The sequence below is a fragment of the Marinobacter sp. BW6 genome (assembly GCF_008107725.1).
In the GTDB taxonomy this organism is placed as follows: Bacteria; Pseudomonadota; Gammaproteobacteria; order Pseudomonadales; family Oleiphilaceae; genus Marinobacter.
Map to the genome: position 1 here is coordinate 448,663 of NZ_VIRN01000064.1, position 17,480 is coordinate 466,142.

Genomic DNA, 17,480 nt, shown 5'->3' on the forward strand with positions numbered 1-17,480 from the left:
GCACCACTCAGGAACCCACCGAACGTGCTTCCAGCCGATTACGGCCGTTCTGTTTTGCCTGATAGAGAGCCTGGTCTGCCTGCCTGAGAAATTCTGCGGGTGAGTCGTCGGGGCCTGGCGTGCCTGTGGCAAGGCCGATGCTGATGGTTATATTGATTTTGTTCTCGCCGCATACCGAGCAGCTGTCTTCGACAGCCCGACGGAAGCTTTCCAGCCTGTTCTTGATTTCACTGCTGTCCTCGTAGCTGGCAAAAATCACAAACTCCTCGCCACCAAAACGGGAAAGCCTGTCAGTTTCGCGTCGGAAGTGCTCACGCATCAGGTCGGCGAGTGTTTTCAGGCAGACGTCTCCTGCTTCATGGCCATAGCTATCGTTGATCATCTTGAAATGGTCGGCGTCCACCATGGCGACGGCAAAGCCTGAATGGTGCCGTTGGCACCACTGAAAACTCTTGCGAAACTCCTGGTCAAAGTAGCTCCGGTTGCCCAGTTTGGTCAGATCATCTGTCACGCTCAGCCGTGCGAGCGTTTCGTTGGCGTTGGTCAGGTCTCTGTTGAGGCGATTGAGCTTCCGGTTCCAATAGAACAGGAGGGCGGTAATCAGTATCGCCGCAATGGCCAACTCCCAGAACAGGGTGTAATCCATCGACTGCTTCAGCCGGATATTGCGCCATTGCCGTTCGAGATTTTTCCGCTCTTCTGCGGTAAGGCTGGATACCAGCTTCTGCATGATGCCCAGAACAATGGGCTCATCTTTGCGCGTTGCTACCGAAAGCGACCAGTCGGCGGGAATGCGGCCGATGACTTTTATATCGGCAAGGCCGAGCTCCTGCATGTAATAGCTGGCTGTTGCCAGGGTTGTAATATAGCCGTCCAGCTCATCGTTTTGCAGTTGGCGAAGGCCTGTCCGCTCGTTGGCGACTTCGATCAGATTGAACGAGGGATAGCGGCTTTGCAGAAGTTCTGCGAAGGCATAGTCCTCGACAACGCCGATTCTCTGCCCGCGCAAGTCGCCGACTCGCTCTATGAAGGGCGCTGAAATCCGGCCAAGCACAACCGTCGGCACTTCGAGATAGGGTTCGGTAAAGTTCAGGAATTCCAGCCGCTCTGGCGTTTTCATCGCCATGGTGAAAATGTCGCACCGGCCTTCTTTGATGCTGTGGATGGATTCCGTCCAGGTGTCTGTTTGGACTAGCTCGAACTGAACCGGAGACCTTTTCGAAAATAGACGGACCACTTCCGCTGATAAACCGACGTGTTTACCCTCGGTGTCCAACCCCTCAAGAGGAAACCATTGTGGATCGATACAGGTATTGATTTGATTGTTTCGGGCCTCAAGCCAGGCCAGCTCAACGGCGTTCAGGGTTACCTCACCGGTTTCCTGAATTTCCAGGTCAACGCTTGCTCCGAGCCAGCGGTTCTCGATGGTGTGCATCTCTTCAGGGGTGATTGCCGACAGGGCCTGATCGAGGATGGTGGCCAAAGGTGCCAGGCCGGGTCTGACACCGAACCGAAGGTCTTCCCCGGTCTGGCCTTCGATAACCAGCTCGCCCGCGATTCTGACGCCCGGGATACCCATCTCCCGGATCCAGAAGTTGCCGTTGGGCAACGCAGCGAGCACAACATCCACTGCGTCTCTGGCCAGGGCCTGGAACATGGCGTCCTGGGTTGTGAATATCCGGGCATTGTCACCGAGCACGTCGCTGACTTGTTCCTCGTAATAAATGCCGGAACCCAGGGCAACGCGCAGGTTTTTCAAATCCTCCAGACTCTCGATTCTTAAGGCCGGGTCTCGCGTAAAAGCGACGTTGGGGATGGTGTGGTACGGCTGGGTAAAGCGGGTAAAACCCTGACGTTCGGGCCGGAAGGACATATTGGCCAGCACATCAATTTCACCGTCCCGGAACAGCGGGAGGAGTTCTATCCACTGGCCCTCGACAGGGATTAGCTGTAATCCGGTCAGGTCCGATATCCGGCCAAGCACGTCAACGCTCAACCCGTGAATCCGGGTGGCGCTTTCAAAGCTGTAGGGGGCGTAATCCCGCATCAAACCAACGCGAACAGGGCCGGTTTCAGCGATAAACTCACGTTGATCCGGAGTCAGGGAAAAGCTGGCATCACTGGAAAGGCTGTCACCGCCCAGTTCTCGCCAACGTTGAAGCAGTTCGCCGATTCGTTCGTCCGGGATACTCTCCAGACCAGAGGCGATTTTCTGGTACAGATCGTCGTTGGCTTTCAGAACGCCTATGCGAAGATCCTCGGTAGCAAGGTCTCCCAGGGGCGCGGTTCCGGCAATTTCAAGGAAACCGAAGCCAGCCTTGTTGGCATAGTATTGAAGCGTCAGCCTCGGGCCAATAATGACATCGACCCAGCCGAACGCCAGAGCGCGAATGAGGCTGTGGAGGGAATCATAGCTTGTCAGGGGCATCCCTTGCGCGACCAGTGCTTCGCGGTAGTACACGTCGCGAACCACGCCCACGCGAAGGTCCCTGAGATCCGATAGGGTGCTGATTTTTCCCAGTGGCGTCTGGGTATTGTGCATCAGATAGGTCTGGCGGAGGTGATAGGGCTCCGTGAACAGTATGTTTTCCGCGCGTTCGGCACTGAACGAGATGCCATCGATGACATCCAGCTCACCTCGCAGGAACGCATCGTAGATTTCCGGCCAGCTGCCAGCCCGGAATCGGAAATCCAGATCGGTCTGTCGTGCCACCTCCCGGAGAATATCAACAGAAAAACCGGAGGCGCCTGGGCCATCATCGAAAGAGTAGGGTTTGTTGTCGCCCACGATCCCGACGGTAACGGTATCATCCGGCTGTTCGGACACTGCCAGTGGGGATGCCAGCAAAAGGCAGAGTGCCCAGAGAATTGTCGCGGCCACGCTCCGGCATCGGGTTTTTTTGTTAGTAGCGCGAGTGTCCATCGGCAGGCCGGCGATCCTTTACAGCTTCGTCTTTAGTGTAGCTGTAACCGACGTGATTTCACATTAATCAGGCGCTGACCGAGCGGCCGGTGTAATCGGAGAAGTCGGGCTTTTTTGGATGATGCTGATCGTCGGTCATATAAGCTGAGGTCAGAATGAATTCCGCGGTTGCCCGGTTGCAGGCCACGGGAATGTTCCAGAGAGCGGCAATACGCAGCAATGCCTTGATATCCGGATCATGGGGTTGCGGTTCCAGGGGATCCCAGAAGAACACCAGCAGGTCGATTTCGCCTTCGGCAATTTTGGCGCCGATTTGCTGGTCACCACCCAAAGGACCGCTGAGCAGGCAATGGATGTCATCCCGCTCCAGGTTGTCCCGGAGCAGCCGGCCGGTGGTGCCGGTGGCGTAGAGTTTCAGTGGGGCAAAACGGGTGCGGTTTTCGGCAACCCAGTCCACCAGTTCTTTTTTCTTGTTGTCGTGTGCCACCAAAGCGACGGATTTTACGGCCATTTGGGGTAAAGTCTCCTGTTGTCATGGTTTTTTCAGGGCCAGTGTTTCACAGGCTGGCCCGGTTCGGAATAGGAAAGAGGTTTATGTCCGAAACTGCATCCTTTGACTGGCAATCCACGCCAGCCGCTGTCTGGCGTCGACATCGCTCGGGGCTCCGGCCCATCCGCCGGCTCGATCCGGTTCAATGGCAGGATCTGACCGGTATCGCCCGACAGCAACAGGCCCTGGCCCGCAATACCGAGCGCTTTCTTGCCGGTGAGCCTTCCAATAACGCCTTGCTCTGGGGCTCCAGAGGCACGGGCAAGTCGTCCCTGATCAAGGCGCTGCTGAATCGGTACCAGGAGCGCGGGCTTCGGATGATTGAGGTGGACAAGGACGACCTGGTGAACTTGCCGGAAATTGTCGATGACATCTGCGATCTGCCGTTCCGGTTCGTTATTTTCTGCGACGACCTGTCATTCGATGTTGGGGAGTCCGGTTACAAGGCACTGAAAAGCGTGCTTGAGGGCTCCCTGGAACTACCGCCCGAGAACGTGCGGGTTTACGCCACCTCCAACCGCCGCCACCTGATGCCGGAGTTCATGTCCGATAATCTAAAGAGCGAGATGCGCGACGGGGAACTGCATCCGGCCGAAGCCATTGAGGAGCAGGTTTCCCTGGCGGACCGGTTTGGCCTGCAACTGTCATTTTATGCCTTCTCGCAGGAGGTATACCTGCAGGCGGTAGACGCGCTGTTTCCAGACGTTGATGATCGCGACAGCCTGCACAGGGAGGCGATTCGCTTCGCCACCGCCAAAGGTGTGCGCAACGGTCGCACGGCGCAGCAGTTTTACCGGCAGTTTGCCGGAGCCAGGGAGCCGGGCAGCTAGGCGGCTACTGCCGCTTCGCCATCTTGATGAAGTGGTGGTGTACCACCCGAACTCCCAGGAATACCAGGGCCATTACGACAGGAATCGCGATGCCCAGAACCAGGGTCTTGTTGAAGGCGAAACCGGCTTCGTAAATCGAATCCAGCCCGAACTTGAGTAGACCGATCAGATAGTAGGTGATGGCTACCACGGAGAAGCCTTCCACGGTGTGCTGCATCATCAGCTGAATCTTGGAGCGCCGGTCCATGGAACTGAGCAGTTGCTGGTTCTGGCTCTGAATGGCCAGTTCCACCCGGGTGCGCATCATGTCCGACGCCCGGTCTATACGGCGTGACAAGTCTTCCAGCCGTTCGCTCACGGCTTCGCAGGTTTTCACCGCCGGTGTCAGTCGGCGGGTCATGAACTCGGTCAGAGTCAGGTGGCCTGAGAGTTCGTCTTCCCGCAGTTCTTCCAGGCGGGTCAGTACCAGCTGGTGATAGGCCCGGGTGGCGGAGAAGCGGAAAGTGGAATGGGCCCGGAAGGCTTCGATGCGGGCTGCAATGTTGGTCAGCTGGGCCAGAAGCTTTTCTTCGTCCACATCCTCGTTTTCAGCCAGCGACCGGGTGATCACCGCCAGTTTTTCGTCCATATCGTTCAGGGACGGGGTGATTTCCCGGGCAACCGGTAGCGCCAGCAGTGACATCAGGCGATAGGTTTCGATCTCCATCAGTCGCTGGGCCAGTCGGCCCAGTTGGCTGTCTGACATGTGGTGGTTCATCACCATGAAGCGGCCAAAGCCATCGCTGTGCAGTCGGAAGGTGCCCCATACCCGGGCGGCCCCCTCCTGCGGGCTACTGCCAACCAGTCGCATGCCTTCGAAGTGCTTGCGCACATAGTCCAGATCGCCCTCGGTTCCGTCAGCGGCGGGCTGAACTTCGAGGTGGAATGCCGCGATTACGGTTCCAGTCAGTTGCTCCAGCCAGCCTTCGGGTAGCGGGGTGATACCGGTCTCGGAAAAGGGTGTTTCATCGCTCGCGTCCAGATTGATAAAGGTGTAAGACGCGAATTCCATGTGCATCTCGCGTCGCACCCGGAGCGAACCAAAGGTGTGCTCAAAACAGCCCACCTCTTTTTCCGGCACCGGGTGTCCCATCAGCCGGTGCAGTTCCTGCAGGTGCCGGAACTGCTGTGCCCGTTGCTCCGGTGTGGTCAGAACCGCCATCTGGGTGACCCGCGCCGGTGTCGGCAGGACCTGAAACGGCCGTGAATGCAGCTCGTTGTAGAGATCGTTACGAAGCGGATGAATGTCGAGGGAGTCCAGGCGTGCGCTCACGGCAGGCAGTTCCTGTTTTCAAGAATGGATGGCTGGGATAATAACCCGGAAGCATACGCCGTCAATGCCACCTTGGGTGTGGTTCCGGGCTTCCACCCGGGCACCATGGTAGTCGGCAATCAGGCTGACGATCAGCAAACCCTGCCCAAGATGGCCTTGCTCCTGTCCGTCCCGCATAGAGACAAACGGGCTGAAGATGTCGGTTGAGGCGTCTTCCGGTAGTGTTGATCCCTGGTTGAAAACCGACAGGCACAGGCTCTCTGGCGTGGTTGTTAGCCCTACCTCAATCAACCCATCCTGCGGTGTGAAATCCCGTGCGTTGTCCACCAGTTTATCGAGCAGCTGCACCATCAGCTCCGGAGAACCGGTAATCGCACAGCCCGCATCCGGTCCTGAGTAACGGATCTGGTGGCTGCTATCGAGGGCCTGGTAGGCGGCTGTGGCTTCGGCGGCCACTTCCGCCAGATCAAACGTTTCCTTATCTGCATGGTCCAGGCTTTGCTCAAGTCGTGCGGCCTCGCTCATACCGTGGAGTATCTGGCGGAGGCGTTCGGTGGCAGAGGCGGCCCGTTCTATGTATTGCCTGCGTTCTTCTTCCGAGTCGCTATGGCTGAGATTTTCCAGCGAGGAACGAACCACAGCGACAGGTGTCTTCAGCTCGTGGGAGAGTCGCCTGGAGAAACTTTCCAGGTAGCGGTTGTAGCCGTGTAGGCGGTCCACCATGAGGCTGAAGTGCCGCTGCAACTGACCCAATTCATCTTTGCTTCGGGCACCTGGCACCCTGCCGGTGATCCGACCGTCTTCGTCAATGCTGGCGCTCACAGCGCGCTGCAGCCGTGTGATCCGCCAGGAGAGCCAGCTGGCATAGCCAAGCAGAACCAGGGTAAGCGCGACAATAATCAGGGTGCTGCGGGCAATGACCGAGCCGAGGGCAGAGCCGGACAGGGTCAGAAGCTGGTCCAGTGACTGCTCCAGAATCAGCGTGCGCCCACCGAATACCTGCCGGGTGGCTAGCAACCAGACGCTGTCATCTTCGTGACGGACCAGATCCGATTCCGGGAGCGCTTCAACTGCAACACGGTTGGAGCCGGTTTCGATTGAGGTGGGCTCTGGTTGGTAGAGGCGGACCAGACCCCGGAGCGCATTGAGGCTGATCTGCTCGACCACCTGTAACGGGCTGAGGCTATCGAACTCGGGCGCGGTCGTGGTCGGGCCAGACTGCTGTCGTGCGATCACCCAGCCGGCCGGTTCAACCAGGCGGACCCGCTGGCCCTGGTTCAGTTGTGGTTCCAGCTGACGTTCAAGGGCGAGGTTGCGACTGACCAGAACCGGCAACGGGTCGAGCGGCGTGGAGACACCTGTTGTCTGGTCCTGGCTCCATAATGCTGCGAAGCCGAGGCGGCTACGGTCGGCAGGCATGGGCAGTTTCACTTCCAGTTGCCAACCCTCGCCGGTGCCCTGCAAAAAGCCGGAGATGCGGTAGTCTGGCTGCAGGCTGGACTCTTCCAGGCCATAAAGTTGGCCCGGAGCCGGGGTGCGCAGCAGCCAGGATTTGCGGATGGCTTCGGGCGCAAGGCTGCCGGGAGCCGCCTCCAGCCAAAGTCTGAGCCGGTCATAGGGCTGATCCGGATTGCCCGGGTTGAAGAACACGGGTTGTCGTTGGTTCACACGAATCAGCAGATACAGGTTCCGTCGGTCGGTGACCGCCTGCCACTGGAGGAAAGGTTCTCCGGCTTCGATGCTGGTTTGGCCTTGCCAGTTTCTTGCCTGGTTTTCCTCATCATACCCCGGCCAGTCGTCGCCATAACCATCCAGGTTCAGGTTGCCGGTCAGCGGTTCAACGTAGATGGCTGGTTCACCTGCCCTGACAACCGGGGTGCCGAGGATCTGATCGCCGGCAGTCTCGGCCAGTCTCACGGCCTGGGCCTGCAGTTGCTGCCGGGCCTGTTGTCGGAGGGCATCGTCCAGCTCCAGGACAAACTGCAGGCCTGCCCAGGGAATCAGCAGCATCAGCAGGCTGGCAACGAAAAGCTGGCGCTTGAGGTTCAAGACTCAGACCTCACGGGCGTTCCAGCGGTAACCCATGCCGTAGGCGGTCTGGATACCATCGAAGGTCTCATCCAGCTGCGAGAATTTGCGGCGGATGCGTTTAATGTGGGAAGTGACCGTGTTGTCGTCCAGCACCGTGCTGGCCGCTTCCATCAGCTGCTCCCGACTGCGGACATGGCCCGGGTGCTGGACCAGCGAGTGAAGCATCCAGAATTCGGTGACGGTCAGGTCGATGGGCGTTTCCTCCCAGGCGACCGTCATGCGATCCACATTAAGGGTGAGTTTGCCCCGCTGGAGAACTTCGTCCGGCTTCTGGAGGGCTTCGGACCAGGCATCGGCCCGTCTGAGCAGGGCGGTAACCCGCGCCAGTAGGTGGTCGAGGCTCATGTCCTTGGTGACATAGTCGTCGGCGCCAAGACGAAGGCCGTGGACGGAATCGATGTCGCTGTCACGGGCGGTCAGGAAGATGATGGGCAGGGTCTGGGACAGTGACCGCAGATCCTGGCACAGGGCAAAGCCGCCTTCCGGTTCGTCGCCCAGGCCGACATCAATGATGGCCAGGTCCGGCAGTGACTGACGCAGCACCTGCCAGGCAGAAGACCGGTCGCCATGGGCAGTCACACGATAGCCCCGGCGCTCGAATGCGGCGCGGTAGTTGTCGCGGATAGCCGGTTCGTCTTCGATCAGTACAATGTGTTTCTTCATGGTGGCGGCTGCGTCCCCTTGCCGGTGTGTGCCTATTTAACCACGGCAGGTTTTGATAACAAGGGCGAAGGGCGTTGTTGCCATAATTCATCATTTTTTGAGGGCGGTTTGTCGCTTTCTGCCATGGGAGTTCCTTTCCGGATTGCTGAAATGGCGGTGTTTCGCACAGTCATGCAGTCACAAGGATTCTCTCATGATTATTTCCAGTTCTCCTCTCAGGCTTTGTGCTCCAGCCCCAGTTACCAGACGCCAGCGACTGCGGTTCAAGCGCTTTCTGGAGGGTGTCAGCCTCTGGCTGGCAGTTTTGCTGATGCTGTTTGTTCACCCCCTCTATGCCGAAGCCAATGAGGCAGACAACGTCGGCCAATTGCATTTTGTCGACGGCCAGGGGCAATGGCAGGAACCGGCGCTGGTGCTGGACAGCGAGTTCGACATACAGGTCAGTGGGTTGATTGCCGACACCCGGTTGCTGCGCAGTTTCCGGAATACCAGTGACCAGTGGCGGGAGGGCATTTTCGTGTTCCCGTTGCCCGAAAAGGCCAGTGTCTATGGTCTGACCATGAAGGTGGGGGAGCGGACCGTTGAGGGCAAGGTGCAGCCGAAAGAGACGGCGCGTCGGACCTATGAGAAGGCAAAAGAGGCCGGGCAGCATGCGGCGAATGTTGAGCAGCAGCGTCCGAACCTGTTCACTGCCCGAGTTGCCAACATACCGCCGGGGGAGACGGTGTCGGTGGAGCTGAAATATCAGCAACCGGTGCAGTATCAGGCCGGCGTGTTCGAGCTCACTGTTCCGACCACGCTGACGCCGCGTTTCATGCCGGGAGCGCCAGTTCGCAATGCACCCGATCAGTGGCAAGGCGGTTGGGCACTGCCGACGACCGAGGTGCCGGATGCCGGTGCCATCAGTCCGTTTACGGTAAATCCAGCTGATGTGGCGGCCGACAGCCACCGGGCGCTGATCAATCTGGTGATTGATTCCGGGCTGCCGCTGGAGAGTGTCTCCAGCCCGTCGCACCGTCTTGCTACCCGTCAGGATGGCCAGACGTTCACGGTGCGTCCCGATGGCGGCGAGATCCTGATGAATCGTGATTTCGTGGTGCGGTGGCGCCCGGTCGCCGGGCAGGAACCCTCCGCAGCGGTATTTCACCAGTCCTGGGAAGGGGAGAACTACCTCATGGCCATGCTGGTGCCAGGTGAAAACGGCACCATGGCGCTGCCCCGGGATCTGGTCTTCGTGATCGATACCTCCGGGTCCATGGCGGGCGAATCGATCCGCCAGGCCCGAAGTGCCCTTCAGGCCGGTCTGGAAACGCTGACGCCGCGAGACCGGTTTAACGTGATCCAGTTCAACAGCCAGACCCATTCCCTGTTCATGCAGCCGGAAGTGGCCACCGGCAATAACCTCGCCCGGGCCCGCCAGTATGTTGATCGGCTAAGGGCTGACGGCGGTACGGAGATGGCGCCCGCTCTGTCCAGGGCTCTTGAAAGTGAAAGCCAGACTGAAGACGGGGCGCGGGTGCGTCAGGTGATCTTTATTACTGATGGCGCAGTGGGTAATGAGGCAGCGCTTTTCAGCCAGATCCGCCAGCAGCTGGGCAACCAGCGATTGTTCACGGTGGGGATTGGTACTGCGCCAAACCGGCATTTCATGCGTGAGGCCGCCCGCTGGGGTCGCGGTACCTACACGGCGATCCACTCGCCTTCTGATGTGGACGGTCCTCTGCAGGCCTTGTTTTCCGCCATGGAGTCGCCGGTTTTGACGGATATTCGGGTCGACTGGCCAGGGCAGAAAACAGGTAAGGAGTCTTTCCCGAAGCGCCCTGGTGATCTGTTTCAGGGCGAACCACTGATTCACGTGGTTCGGGGAGTCCCGCCCATGGGGGAGCTTGAGGTATCGGGTCGCCTGCCGGGTGGCAAGAACTGGAGCAGGGCATTGGACCTTCAGCAGGCCGCTTCCGCAACGGGGCTGCATCGGCACTGGGCGCGTGAGAAGATCGACAGCCTGGAGGATGAAGCGAAAGTCACGGGTGGGGAGCCGGACAAGTCAGGCATTACCGAACTGGCAGTCACCCACGGGTTGATGTCTGCCTACACCAGTTTTGTGGCGGTGGATTCCACAACCGCTCGAACTTCAGAGGCGCCAATGGAATCGGATAATTTGCCCACTCTTCTGCCAGCGGGCAGCCAGGCCGGCATGCTGCGTTATCCGCAGACGGCGACATCAGCGCCGTTGCTGATCGCGCTCGGGCTGGTCGGGCTGATGTTCTCCCTGGCGATTGTGTTGCTGCAGAGGAGGGCATTCTCATGACACGGCTGCTGCTTCTGTTATTGACCAGCTCTGCTACCTTGTTGGTATTCGGGTTATGGATTCCGCTCAAGGCGGTTATCGCCCAGGAATTACTGGAAATCGCCTGGGCGGAAAGCCAGGCCCGGCAGATGGAATCGCGCCCCTGGCCGTGGGCGGACACCTGGCCGGTAGCCCGGCTGGCTATTCCGGAGCTGAACGACTCAATGATTGTTCTGGCCGATACCCATGGCGAGAGCCTGGCCTTCGGGCCGGGTCGGTTAACCGGTAGCGGCGATGGCGGAACCGTGGTCATTGCCGGGCACCGGGATACGCATTTCCGGAGGCTGAAAGCGCTGGAGACCGGCAATGAGGTTCGTTTGCAGGCCCGGAATGGCCGCTGGCAGAGTTACCTTGTCGAGGGCGCCCGGGTGGTGGACAGCCGTTCAGAGCTGATTGATACCCAGCGTTTGCCGGAGGGAACGCTTCTGCTGGTTACCTGTTACCCGTTCGACAGTGTCGACGCCGGCGGACCGCTACGATATGTCGTCAGGGCCTCGGCAAAAGGCAAACAAAGGGAACAAATTGACACTGTTGCCGGAATATAAAGTTGGCGTACACTTGTGCGCCAGAATTTGGCTGCAGAGTTTGGTTGCATGGGTATTATCAGAAAACTGCTGGCGTGGCTGAGCGTGCCGATCATCTGCCTGTTTGCGCTGGTGTTCTACGCGGCAAGGCCGTTCAATCCGGATAACAATCGTATCCTGGCGCGTGTTGTGGCCCGTTTCGGGCGGGCAGTCCTGGGTATGGAGCGCCCGTTGGAAGGCTGGGAAAACATGCCTCAGGATCGGCCCACCGTCGTCATTGCCAATCATCAGCACAATGACGATTTGTTTGTTGTGGGCGACCTGTTGCCGCCTCGCACCGTGACAGTCGGCAAATCATCACTGGTGTGGGTGCCCTTCTTTGGCCAAGTGTTCTGGCTGGGCGGCAACGTTATCCTCAATCGCGGACGTTCCCATAAGGCCATTGCGGTTATGAAGGCCACGAGCAGTGCCATTGCCCGGGATCGGAAAAGTCTCTGGGTTTTCCCCGAAGGCACTCGCAGCAGAGGTCGGGGACTGCAGAAATTCAAGAAAGGCGCGTTTCACGCAGCGGTAGCATCGGGCGCTCCCATCACCATGGTCTGTGTTCAGGAGTACGCCGATGAGGCCGTCGGCTGGACCGGCCGGCGTGAGTCAGTGGCCATTCGGGTACTGCCGCCCATTGAAACCGAGGGTCTCACGGCTGACGATATTCCGGAGCTGATCGAGCGTTGCCACAAAAAAATGTCGGAGACGATTGCCACACTGTAATCGCCTCGTCTGGAAGTGCTTGAAGCACTTCGGTAAACAGGGCAGTCTTGCGGGACTGATCGTTTCGTTCAACGACCCTCAGGGAGAGGCAAGAGATGAATCTGATTCTGTTTCTGATTATTGGCGGTGTAGCCGGCTGGCTGGCGGGCCTGATCATGAAAGGCCGTGGTTTTGGCGTCCTGGCCAACATCGGTATTGGTATTGTCGGTTCTTTCATTGGTGGTTTCGTTTTCCGGCTTTTGGGTCTGGCGGCCCAGGGCGCTGTCGGTGAGCTGGTGACCGCGACGGTAGGCGCTGTGCTACTCCTCGCGATCGTCAGTGCAATCAAGAAGGGCTGAGCATGATCGTTCCCGTAACCGGAGTGTTCGCCGCAGTCATCGGCATTCTTCTGCTGGTGTTGTCGGCTCAGGTCGTCAAGTTTCGTCTGAAATACAAAAAGGGCCTGGGCATCACCGATGATCGGGACTTCGAAGCTGCTGTAAGGGCTCATGCCAACCTGGTGGAGTACGCGCCAATTGGCCTGATCATGCTGGCAATCGCTGAGCTAAACGGCGTTGCCAGTGGGTTGATCTACTGGACCGGCATGGGATTAGTGGTTGGCCGTATTCTGCATGCCTTTGGCATGATCAATGGTCGCGGCGGCCCCCACTGGGCCCGAATGGTGGGTATTCTGCTGACCTGGCTGGCGATTCTGTTGGCAGCGTTGATGCTGCTATGGAACGTCTGGCAGGTTTACGGCTAAAGGTAAAAAAGCAGGGGGCGGCCAGTGGCCGCCCCCTGTTGGTTATGGGAGCCCGAGTCTACGACCGATCAGTCTTCAACCTGGCTCTCGTCCTCAAGGATCAGCTCCACTTCCTCCTCATCCAGGACCTGAGCCTCATACGTCAGACCCTGGGCCTCAATGACGTCTACAAAGGCCCTCAGGTGGCTTTTTGAACCATCCAGCAGGTTGGAGTAAGCCAGGATGATGGCGCGCTCATCGGTCTGGTTGATGGCGGCCAGGATATCTATCATATCCTTTTCCTCAATCAGACCTCCGACATACAGGCCATCAATAAACGAGTTCTTGCCCTTGGCCACCAGTTCGTCGTAAAGAGCCTGAAGTTCCTCATTGGTGAATACGCCGATCGTGTCGTTCACGACCGGATCTTCAACATCGAACTTTTCCAACAGGTAATTCACTGAGCTGGTGTGGGTTTCTTCAGAAAGTGCGATTTTGGCAAAGACCTGCGTTCTGTCTCCCCAGTACTGGTCCATGGTCAGATAAACGTCCCGGGCCAGTTTTTCCTCTTCCCGCATGAACTGCAGGTCGCTGACCTCAATGGTGGTCAGGTCTTCCGATGTGGCGGTGTCTGCCGATCGACCTCCGCCGTCGCCATTGCGGGGGCCGCCCGCTGCGATTGCGGCGCCGGTAAAAAACATCGAACCAATGAGTGCGGCAGAGATGAAGGGTTTTACGTTCATAGTGACCTCTCTAGTCAGGTAGTTGAACCCTGGATACATCACTAAGACGAGGATTTGGGGCAAAAGGTTCGTTAAATAAACGTAAGTTTGCTTTCTTTTTTGTAACTAAGTCGTTGATTTGTTGGAATAATAATTTCCACTCTTAATGGGAGTTATCTGTTTAATGCCATTAAAATGGGAATAGTTTAGATTTCGGGAGAAGGGCAGCTCTGTCCCGTTTGGGCTTTCCATATTCGCAAAAACTGCATCCGCCCCCGCTGCACAGGAAGCCGGGGCGGTCTGTTTGGCGGGGGCCTCGGTTCAGAGCGCCTGAGCCACGTCCAGAGCCAGGTATTCGAGCTCAACGCGCCGGTTGGCTGCTCGGTCTTCCGGTCTTGCCAGTGGTCGGGCTGAGCCCCAGTGACTCATAAGAATCCGGGATTCCGGAACGCCTTCCTGCATGAGAATCCGCGCCACTGTATTGGCCCGCAATCGCGAGAGAAACCGGTTGTAGTCTTCCGAGCCAAAGTTGTCGGAGTGGCCATGAATTCTGACGCTTACTGAAGGATGTTCCTTCAGGTATGCGGCATGTTGTTGCAGGAATGCAATGTCATCGCTGTCCACAGAGTGTTTATTGAAGCCGTAATGGAACTTCATGCGGTGAGGGCGCCGGGCTCCGGTCTCGAAGGTGGCAGGTGTGAAGCCTGCGGCTATCGCAGCGTTGGCAATCAGGCCCGGGTTATCCAATACAAGTACGGTCATCTGAAAAATCCTTGGTTCGGTATCCGGTTTTTCTTGTTATTCACGCTCACTATTGGCCGGAGCAGGAATAACGGCAATTGGCGAAAGGTCGATACGTGTCCCGGCACAGTCCGTCGATGGAAGCGATTAAATGTCATTTGTGTGACGTCCCAATGACAGTCGGGCCGGTTGTTCGGGCTTTTCCGACTCTGTGGTGTGTGCCACATTTCCGGGATTGACCCACAACGACCTTTGCGCTGGATTCCATTTGAACGCGAAAAGAAGGCGCGGCTGTGGTAAAAAGCAGACTTTCAGGGACAGATTATGATGAATTGTGACCGCCCATGCTGATTATCCCCGCCGAAAACGCCATCAACTGGAAACGTCCGCCTTGGGTCACCCTTGGCCTGATCATGGCCTGCCTTCTGGTTTTTCTGTTCTATCAGGGAGACGACAGCGGCAAGCTTGAGCAAGCCGTTGAGCAATACCTGGACGCCGATCTCCATCAGCTGGAGGCGCCGGCCTACGAGGATTACCTGCAGCGGCAAATCCAGTTTCAGGGGGAAGAAAGCCGGGTCTACGAGCTTCAGCAGTTCCAACAACTCCGGGAAGAGAACGAAAACTTCTGGCTCGCCATCAACCTGATGATGGATCGGGAGTTTTACCAATACCTCCGACAGAATCAGGATGTCATCTGGGCGCCAGCACAAAGGGCGCATTGGCAGGAACAGCGCAGTGCCATCGAGCAGCAGTACCTCCAGAAACTGAGTGCCAACCAGCTCGGGCTGGTCCCTGCCGATCTGTCGCTGTATACCCTGATTACCTACCAGTTTTTACACGGTGGCTGGGGCCACATCATCGGGAACCTGATCTTCCTGTTCCTGCTCGGCTTTACCGTTGAAAAAGCCCTCGGGCCCGGCCGGTACCTGATTGCCTACCTGGTATGTGGTGCCCTTTCAGGTCTGATGTTTACCGCAGTTTCTGCGGGCAGCTATGTGCCATTGGTGGGGGCCTCAGGTTCAATTTCGGGACTGATGGGCATGTACGTGGCCATCTACGGGTTACAGAAAATCCGTTTCTTCTATTTTCTGGGTGTCTATTTCAACTACTTCCGGGCACCCGCCATTGCCCTGCTTCCTGTCTGGGTTGGCAAGGAAATCTACGATTACTGGTATGCCGGCGCCACCGGTATCGCCTACATGGCCCATGCGGGCGGTCTGATCGCCGGCGCCGGGCTGGTCTGGCTGCTGGGCAAGAGCTGGCTGCAGGTCCGCGAGGAATTCTTCGAGCCGGAAGAGGAAGAGCAGGATGCCCGCTTTACCACCGGCTACGCCCAGGCCATGGCCAGCCTGGGCCGGATGGAATTCGATCTGGCACGGCGGCAATTCGAGGCTTTGCGTGAGCACTACCCGGAACGCCACATTCTGCTCGAGCATCTCTACCAGTTGGCCAAACTCCGACCGGACCTGCCCGCCTACCGTGAGCGTGCCAAAGAGCTAATGAACGACGCCCTTAGTCGCCGCCAGCCGGAGCAGATGATTGCCATCTGGCAGGAATACCTGGGCAAAGGGGAGAGCTATCAGCCATTGGCTCCGGAGGATCACAACCGCGTCTTGTTCACGAGTCTCAAACAGCACGATCTCAAGTCTGCGGAGAAAGCCTTCGAGCGGCTTAGAAGCACGGGCGATGACATGCTGACAACCGAGGCCTGTCGGTTGTTGGTGGAAGAGTTTGAAAAGCGCCAGATGGCGCCCAAGGCTCGTCATTACCGTCAATTATTGCAGGCCAACTGACCTAGTCTTACTCCTGAACCGAAAAAGACGCCTTGGGCCCCTTCAGCGGCTCTTTATTCTGCGCCTGTTCCAGATAAACCGTGATCTGCTCATGCAGCGGATGATTCACGCACTTTTTCTGGATAAACGTCAGAAAGGCCGTCGCTTTTTCCCACTGGGACAAACCGTTCGCCAGAGTCTGGGCCACCAGCAGATAGGCTGGGGCCAGCTGTTCGCTGTCCGGGAAGCGCTTGTGGAAATCCTGCAGCAATCGTAAGGCCGGTTTGAACTGGCCCCGGTGATACAGGGCCCTGGCGCAGCGCACCAGCAGGTCCGGGTCCTCCAGTTTGAAGCCGGGCTCCGCCTGCTGGAGCGTAGCCAGAACACCGGCTATGCCTTCCCCGTCGTTTCGGTCGGCCAGCCAGCCCAGGATGCGTGGGTGGTAGCGGTAAAGTTCCTCGGTGTCCTGGCGGGCCGTTAGTAGTTGGTAAAGCTGACCGATTCTCACGGCATTGTCCCGGTCCCGTTTCAGCGCTTCCTTCAGCATACTCTGCACCCGGTCGTAGTTGCCGTCTTTCAGGTTCATGTCGATATCGGCATCGAAGCGGGCGGTGCGGTCGCGCTGATGGGTGTCCTGGCCGCTGGTTTCACCCTGGATATCCGAGGCGAACCCCAGCTCTTCCTGATACTGGAACAGCAGATAGCCGAGCATGTGGAACAGGATCAGGGTGAAGGTACTGTTCAGAAAACCGGCCAGGGGCTGGGCCACCCAGAACGGGAAGTGATTGACGGCAAAGTCCTGGGCAGCGCCGGAGGCGAGGGTCAGCAGGATCAGGTAACCGTAGAGCAGGAAATAGGGAGTGCCAATTCGCGAGATCAGCACCGCCAGATTCATTGGATTCACCGCCGCGCCAACCGAGCGCTCCATGGCCAGTACCATGATGCTGGCCGGCAACGCGAGGACCACAAACGCCAGCGCCAGCAGCATCAGGACCGGGCCGCCGAGCATGGCGGCAGCGCCAACCAGCCCGCCCATGAGCACGAACACCAGTAACTGCAGGATGACAATATCAAACCCGCTGCCGGTGAAGGCGACGGACACGGCCGGCGGTTTAAGATGGCCTTCTGCGGTGTGGTTGATCACCGCATAGGTGTACTTGAACAGGGCCAGTGCCAGCACCAGCCAGATCAGAACACCAATCAGGTTGGCGGGGGCAACCACCGGCACCAGGGTACAGATGGCGATAACGATCAGCGGATCGGTATGGAACGGGTAGCGGAAAAAGGCACCGAGCCGTTGCCAGAAGGGGACCACCTCGGTGGCGGCACCCAGGTAGCGCATGGCCTTGCTGCAGTGTGGGCACAACGCGCGTCGCTGCCGGGTGTCGGCATCGGGCATGCAACGGCTGCAATAGTGAATCTGGCACTCTCCGCAGTGCCATTTGGCGGGGTCGCCGGGATGGTAGTGGCAATCGTGTTTCACAGGTGCTTGTGTCCTGGTCCATCAGAAAATCGT

General features: G+C 58.2%; 15 protein-coding genes. 7 read left to right on the forward strand and 8 right to left on the reverse strand.

Features of this window, described 5'->3' with window-relative positions:
- Window positions 1–7 precede the first annotated feature (7 nt).
- Together FMN52_RS10650 and FMN52_RS10655 are read right to left on the reverse strand one after the other, a co-directional pair.
- Window positions 8–2,881, reverse strand: coding sequence for a transporter substrate-binding domain-containing protein (locus tag FMN52_RS10650; RefSeq protein WP_240339463.1), 2,874 nt, complete (start codon window positions 2,879–2,881; stop codon window positions 8–10).
- A 109-nt stretch (window positions 2,882–2,990) separates the two neighbouring features.
- Window positions 2,991–3,434, reverse strand: coding sequence for a methylglyoxal synthase (locus FMN52_RS10655; RefSeq protein ID WP_088826677.1), 444 nt, complete (start codon window positions 3,432–3,434; stop codon window positions 2,991–2,993).
- A gap of 83 nt (window positions 3,435–3,517) precedes the next feature.
- On the opposite strand from FMN52_RS10655, the gene FMN52_RS10660 reads away from it, so the two are divergent.
- Window positions 3,518–4,303, forward strand: coding sequence for an ATP-binding protein (locus FMN52_RS10660; protein ID WP_148608604.1), 786 nt, complete (start codon window positions 3,518–3,520; stop codon window positions 4,301–4,303).
- A gap of 4 nt (window positions 4,304–4,307) precedes the next feature.
- On the opposite strand, the gene FMN52_RS10665 is transcribed toward FMN52_RS10660, so the two are convergent.
- From FMN52_RS10665 to pdsR, 3 genes are read right to left on the reverse strand one after another with little or no spacing between them, the layout of a single operon-like run.
- Window positions 4,308–5,615 carry a DUF3422 domain-containing protein gene (locus tag FMN52_RS10665; protein ID WP_148608605.1) on the reverse strand — a complete coding sequence of 436 codons (1,308 nt, stop codon included), beginning with the start codon at window positions 5,613–5,615 and terminating at the stop codon, window positions 4,308–4,310.
- Window positions 5,616–5,633: 18 nt separating this feature from the next.
- A complete protein-coding gene (locus FMN52_RS10670; protein WP_148608606.1) occupies window positions 5,634–7,664 on the reverse strand; it encodes an ATP-binding protein in 2,031 nt (676 codons plus the stop codon).
- A gap of 3 nt (window positions 7,665–7,667) precedes the next feature.
- A complete protein-coding gene (gene pdsR, locus FMN52_RS10675; RefSeq protein WP_148608607.1) occupies window positions 7,668–8,369 on the reverse strand; it encodes a proteobacterial dedicated sortase system response regulator in 702 nt (233 codons plus the stop codon).
- Between the two features lie 193 nt (window positions 8,370–8,562).
- On the opposite strand from pdsR, the gene FMN52_RS10680 reads away from it, so the two are divergent.
- The 5 genes from FMN52_RS10680 (at window position 8,563) to FMN52_RS10700 (ending at window position 12,750) form a co-directional block, all read left to right on the forward strand.
- The gene (locus FMN52_RS10680) at window positions 8,563–10,677 is read left to right on the forward strand and encodes a marine proteobacterial sortase target protein (RefSeq protein ID WP_148608608.1); all 2,115 of its coding nucleotides are present in this window, start codon (window positions 8,563–8,565) and stop codon (window positions 10,675–10,677) included.
- The gene (locus FMN52_RS10685; protein ID WP_148608609.1) at window positions 10,674–11,261 is read left to right on the forward strand and encodes a class GN sortase; all 588 of its coding nucleotides are present in this window, start codon (window positions 10,674–10,676) and stop codon (window positions 11,259–11,261) included. Before FMN52_RS10680 ends, FMN52_RS10685 begins: the two co-directional genes overlap by 4 nt.
- Before the next feature lie 48 nt (window positions 11,262–11,309).
- The gene (locus tag FMN52_RS10690; RefSeq protein ID WP_014578620.1) at window positions 11,310–12,008 is read left to right on the forward strand and encodes a 1-acylglycerol-3-phosphate O-acyltransferase; all 699 of its coding nucleotides are present in this window, start codon (window positions 11,310–11,312) and stop codon (window positions 12,006–12,008) included.
- Window positions 12,009–12,103: 95 nt separating this feature from the next.
- Window positions 12,104–12,346, forward strand: a complete 243-nt coding sequence (locus FMN52_RS10695) for a GlsB/YeaQ/YmgE family stress response membrane protein (protein WP_148608610.1) — start codon at window positions 12,104–12,106, stop codon at window positions 12,344–12,346.
- 2 nt (window positions 12,347–12,348) lie between these two features.
- Window positions 12,349–12,750 carry an MAPEG family protein gene (locus FMN52_RS10700; RefSeq protein WP_148608611.1) on the forward strand — a complete coding sequence of 134 codons (402 nt, stop codon included), beginning with the start codon at window positions 12,349–12,351 and terminating at the stop codon, window positions 12,748–12,750.
- Between the two features lie 68 nt (window positions 12,751–12,818).
- On the opposite strand, the gene FMN52_RS10705 is transcribed toward FMN52_RS10700, so the two are convergent.
- Together FMN52_RS10705 and FMN52_RS10710 are read right to left on the reverse strand one after the other, a co-directional pair.
- Entirely contained in the window at window positions 12,819–13,472 is a 654-nt protein-coding gene (locus tag FMN52_RS10705) for a DUF2202 domain-containing protein (RefSeq protein WP_162525032.1), read from the reverse strand.
- Window positions 13,473–13,772: 300 nt separating this feature from the next.
- Window positions 13,773–14,213 carry an OmpA family protein gene (locus tag FMN52_RS10710; protein ID WP_148608613.1) on the reverse strand — a complete coding sequence of 147 codons (441 nt, stop codon included), beginning with the start codon at window positions 14,211–14,213 and terminating at the stop codon, window positions 13,773–13,775.
- A gap of 323 nt (window positions 14,214–14,536) precedes the next feature.
- Between FMN52_RS10710 and FMN52_RS10715 the strand changes: the two genes are divergently transcribed.
- Window positions 14,537–15,985: a rhomboid family intramembrane serine protease gene (locus tag FMN52_RS10715; RefSeq protein ID WP_148608614.1), complete on the forward strand. Its 1,449-nt coding sequence runs from the start codon at window positions 14,537–14,539 to the stop codon at window positions 15,983–15,985.
- Window positions 15,986–15,992: 7 nt separating this feature from the next.
- Here FMN52_RS10715 and FMN52_RS10720 read toward each other — a convergent pair whose 3' ends face one another.
- On the reverse strand, window positions 15,993–17,447 hold the full coding sequence (locus tag FMN52_RS10720; RefSeq protein WP_148608615.1) for a hypothetical protein: 1,455 nt from the start codon (window positions 17,445–17,447) through the stop codon (window positions 15,993–15,995).
- Window positions 17,448–17,480: the final 33 nt, after the last annotated feature.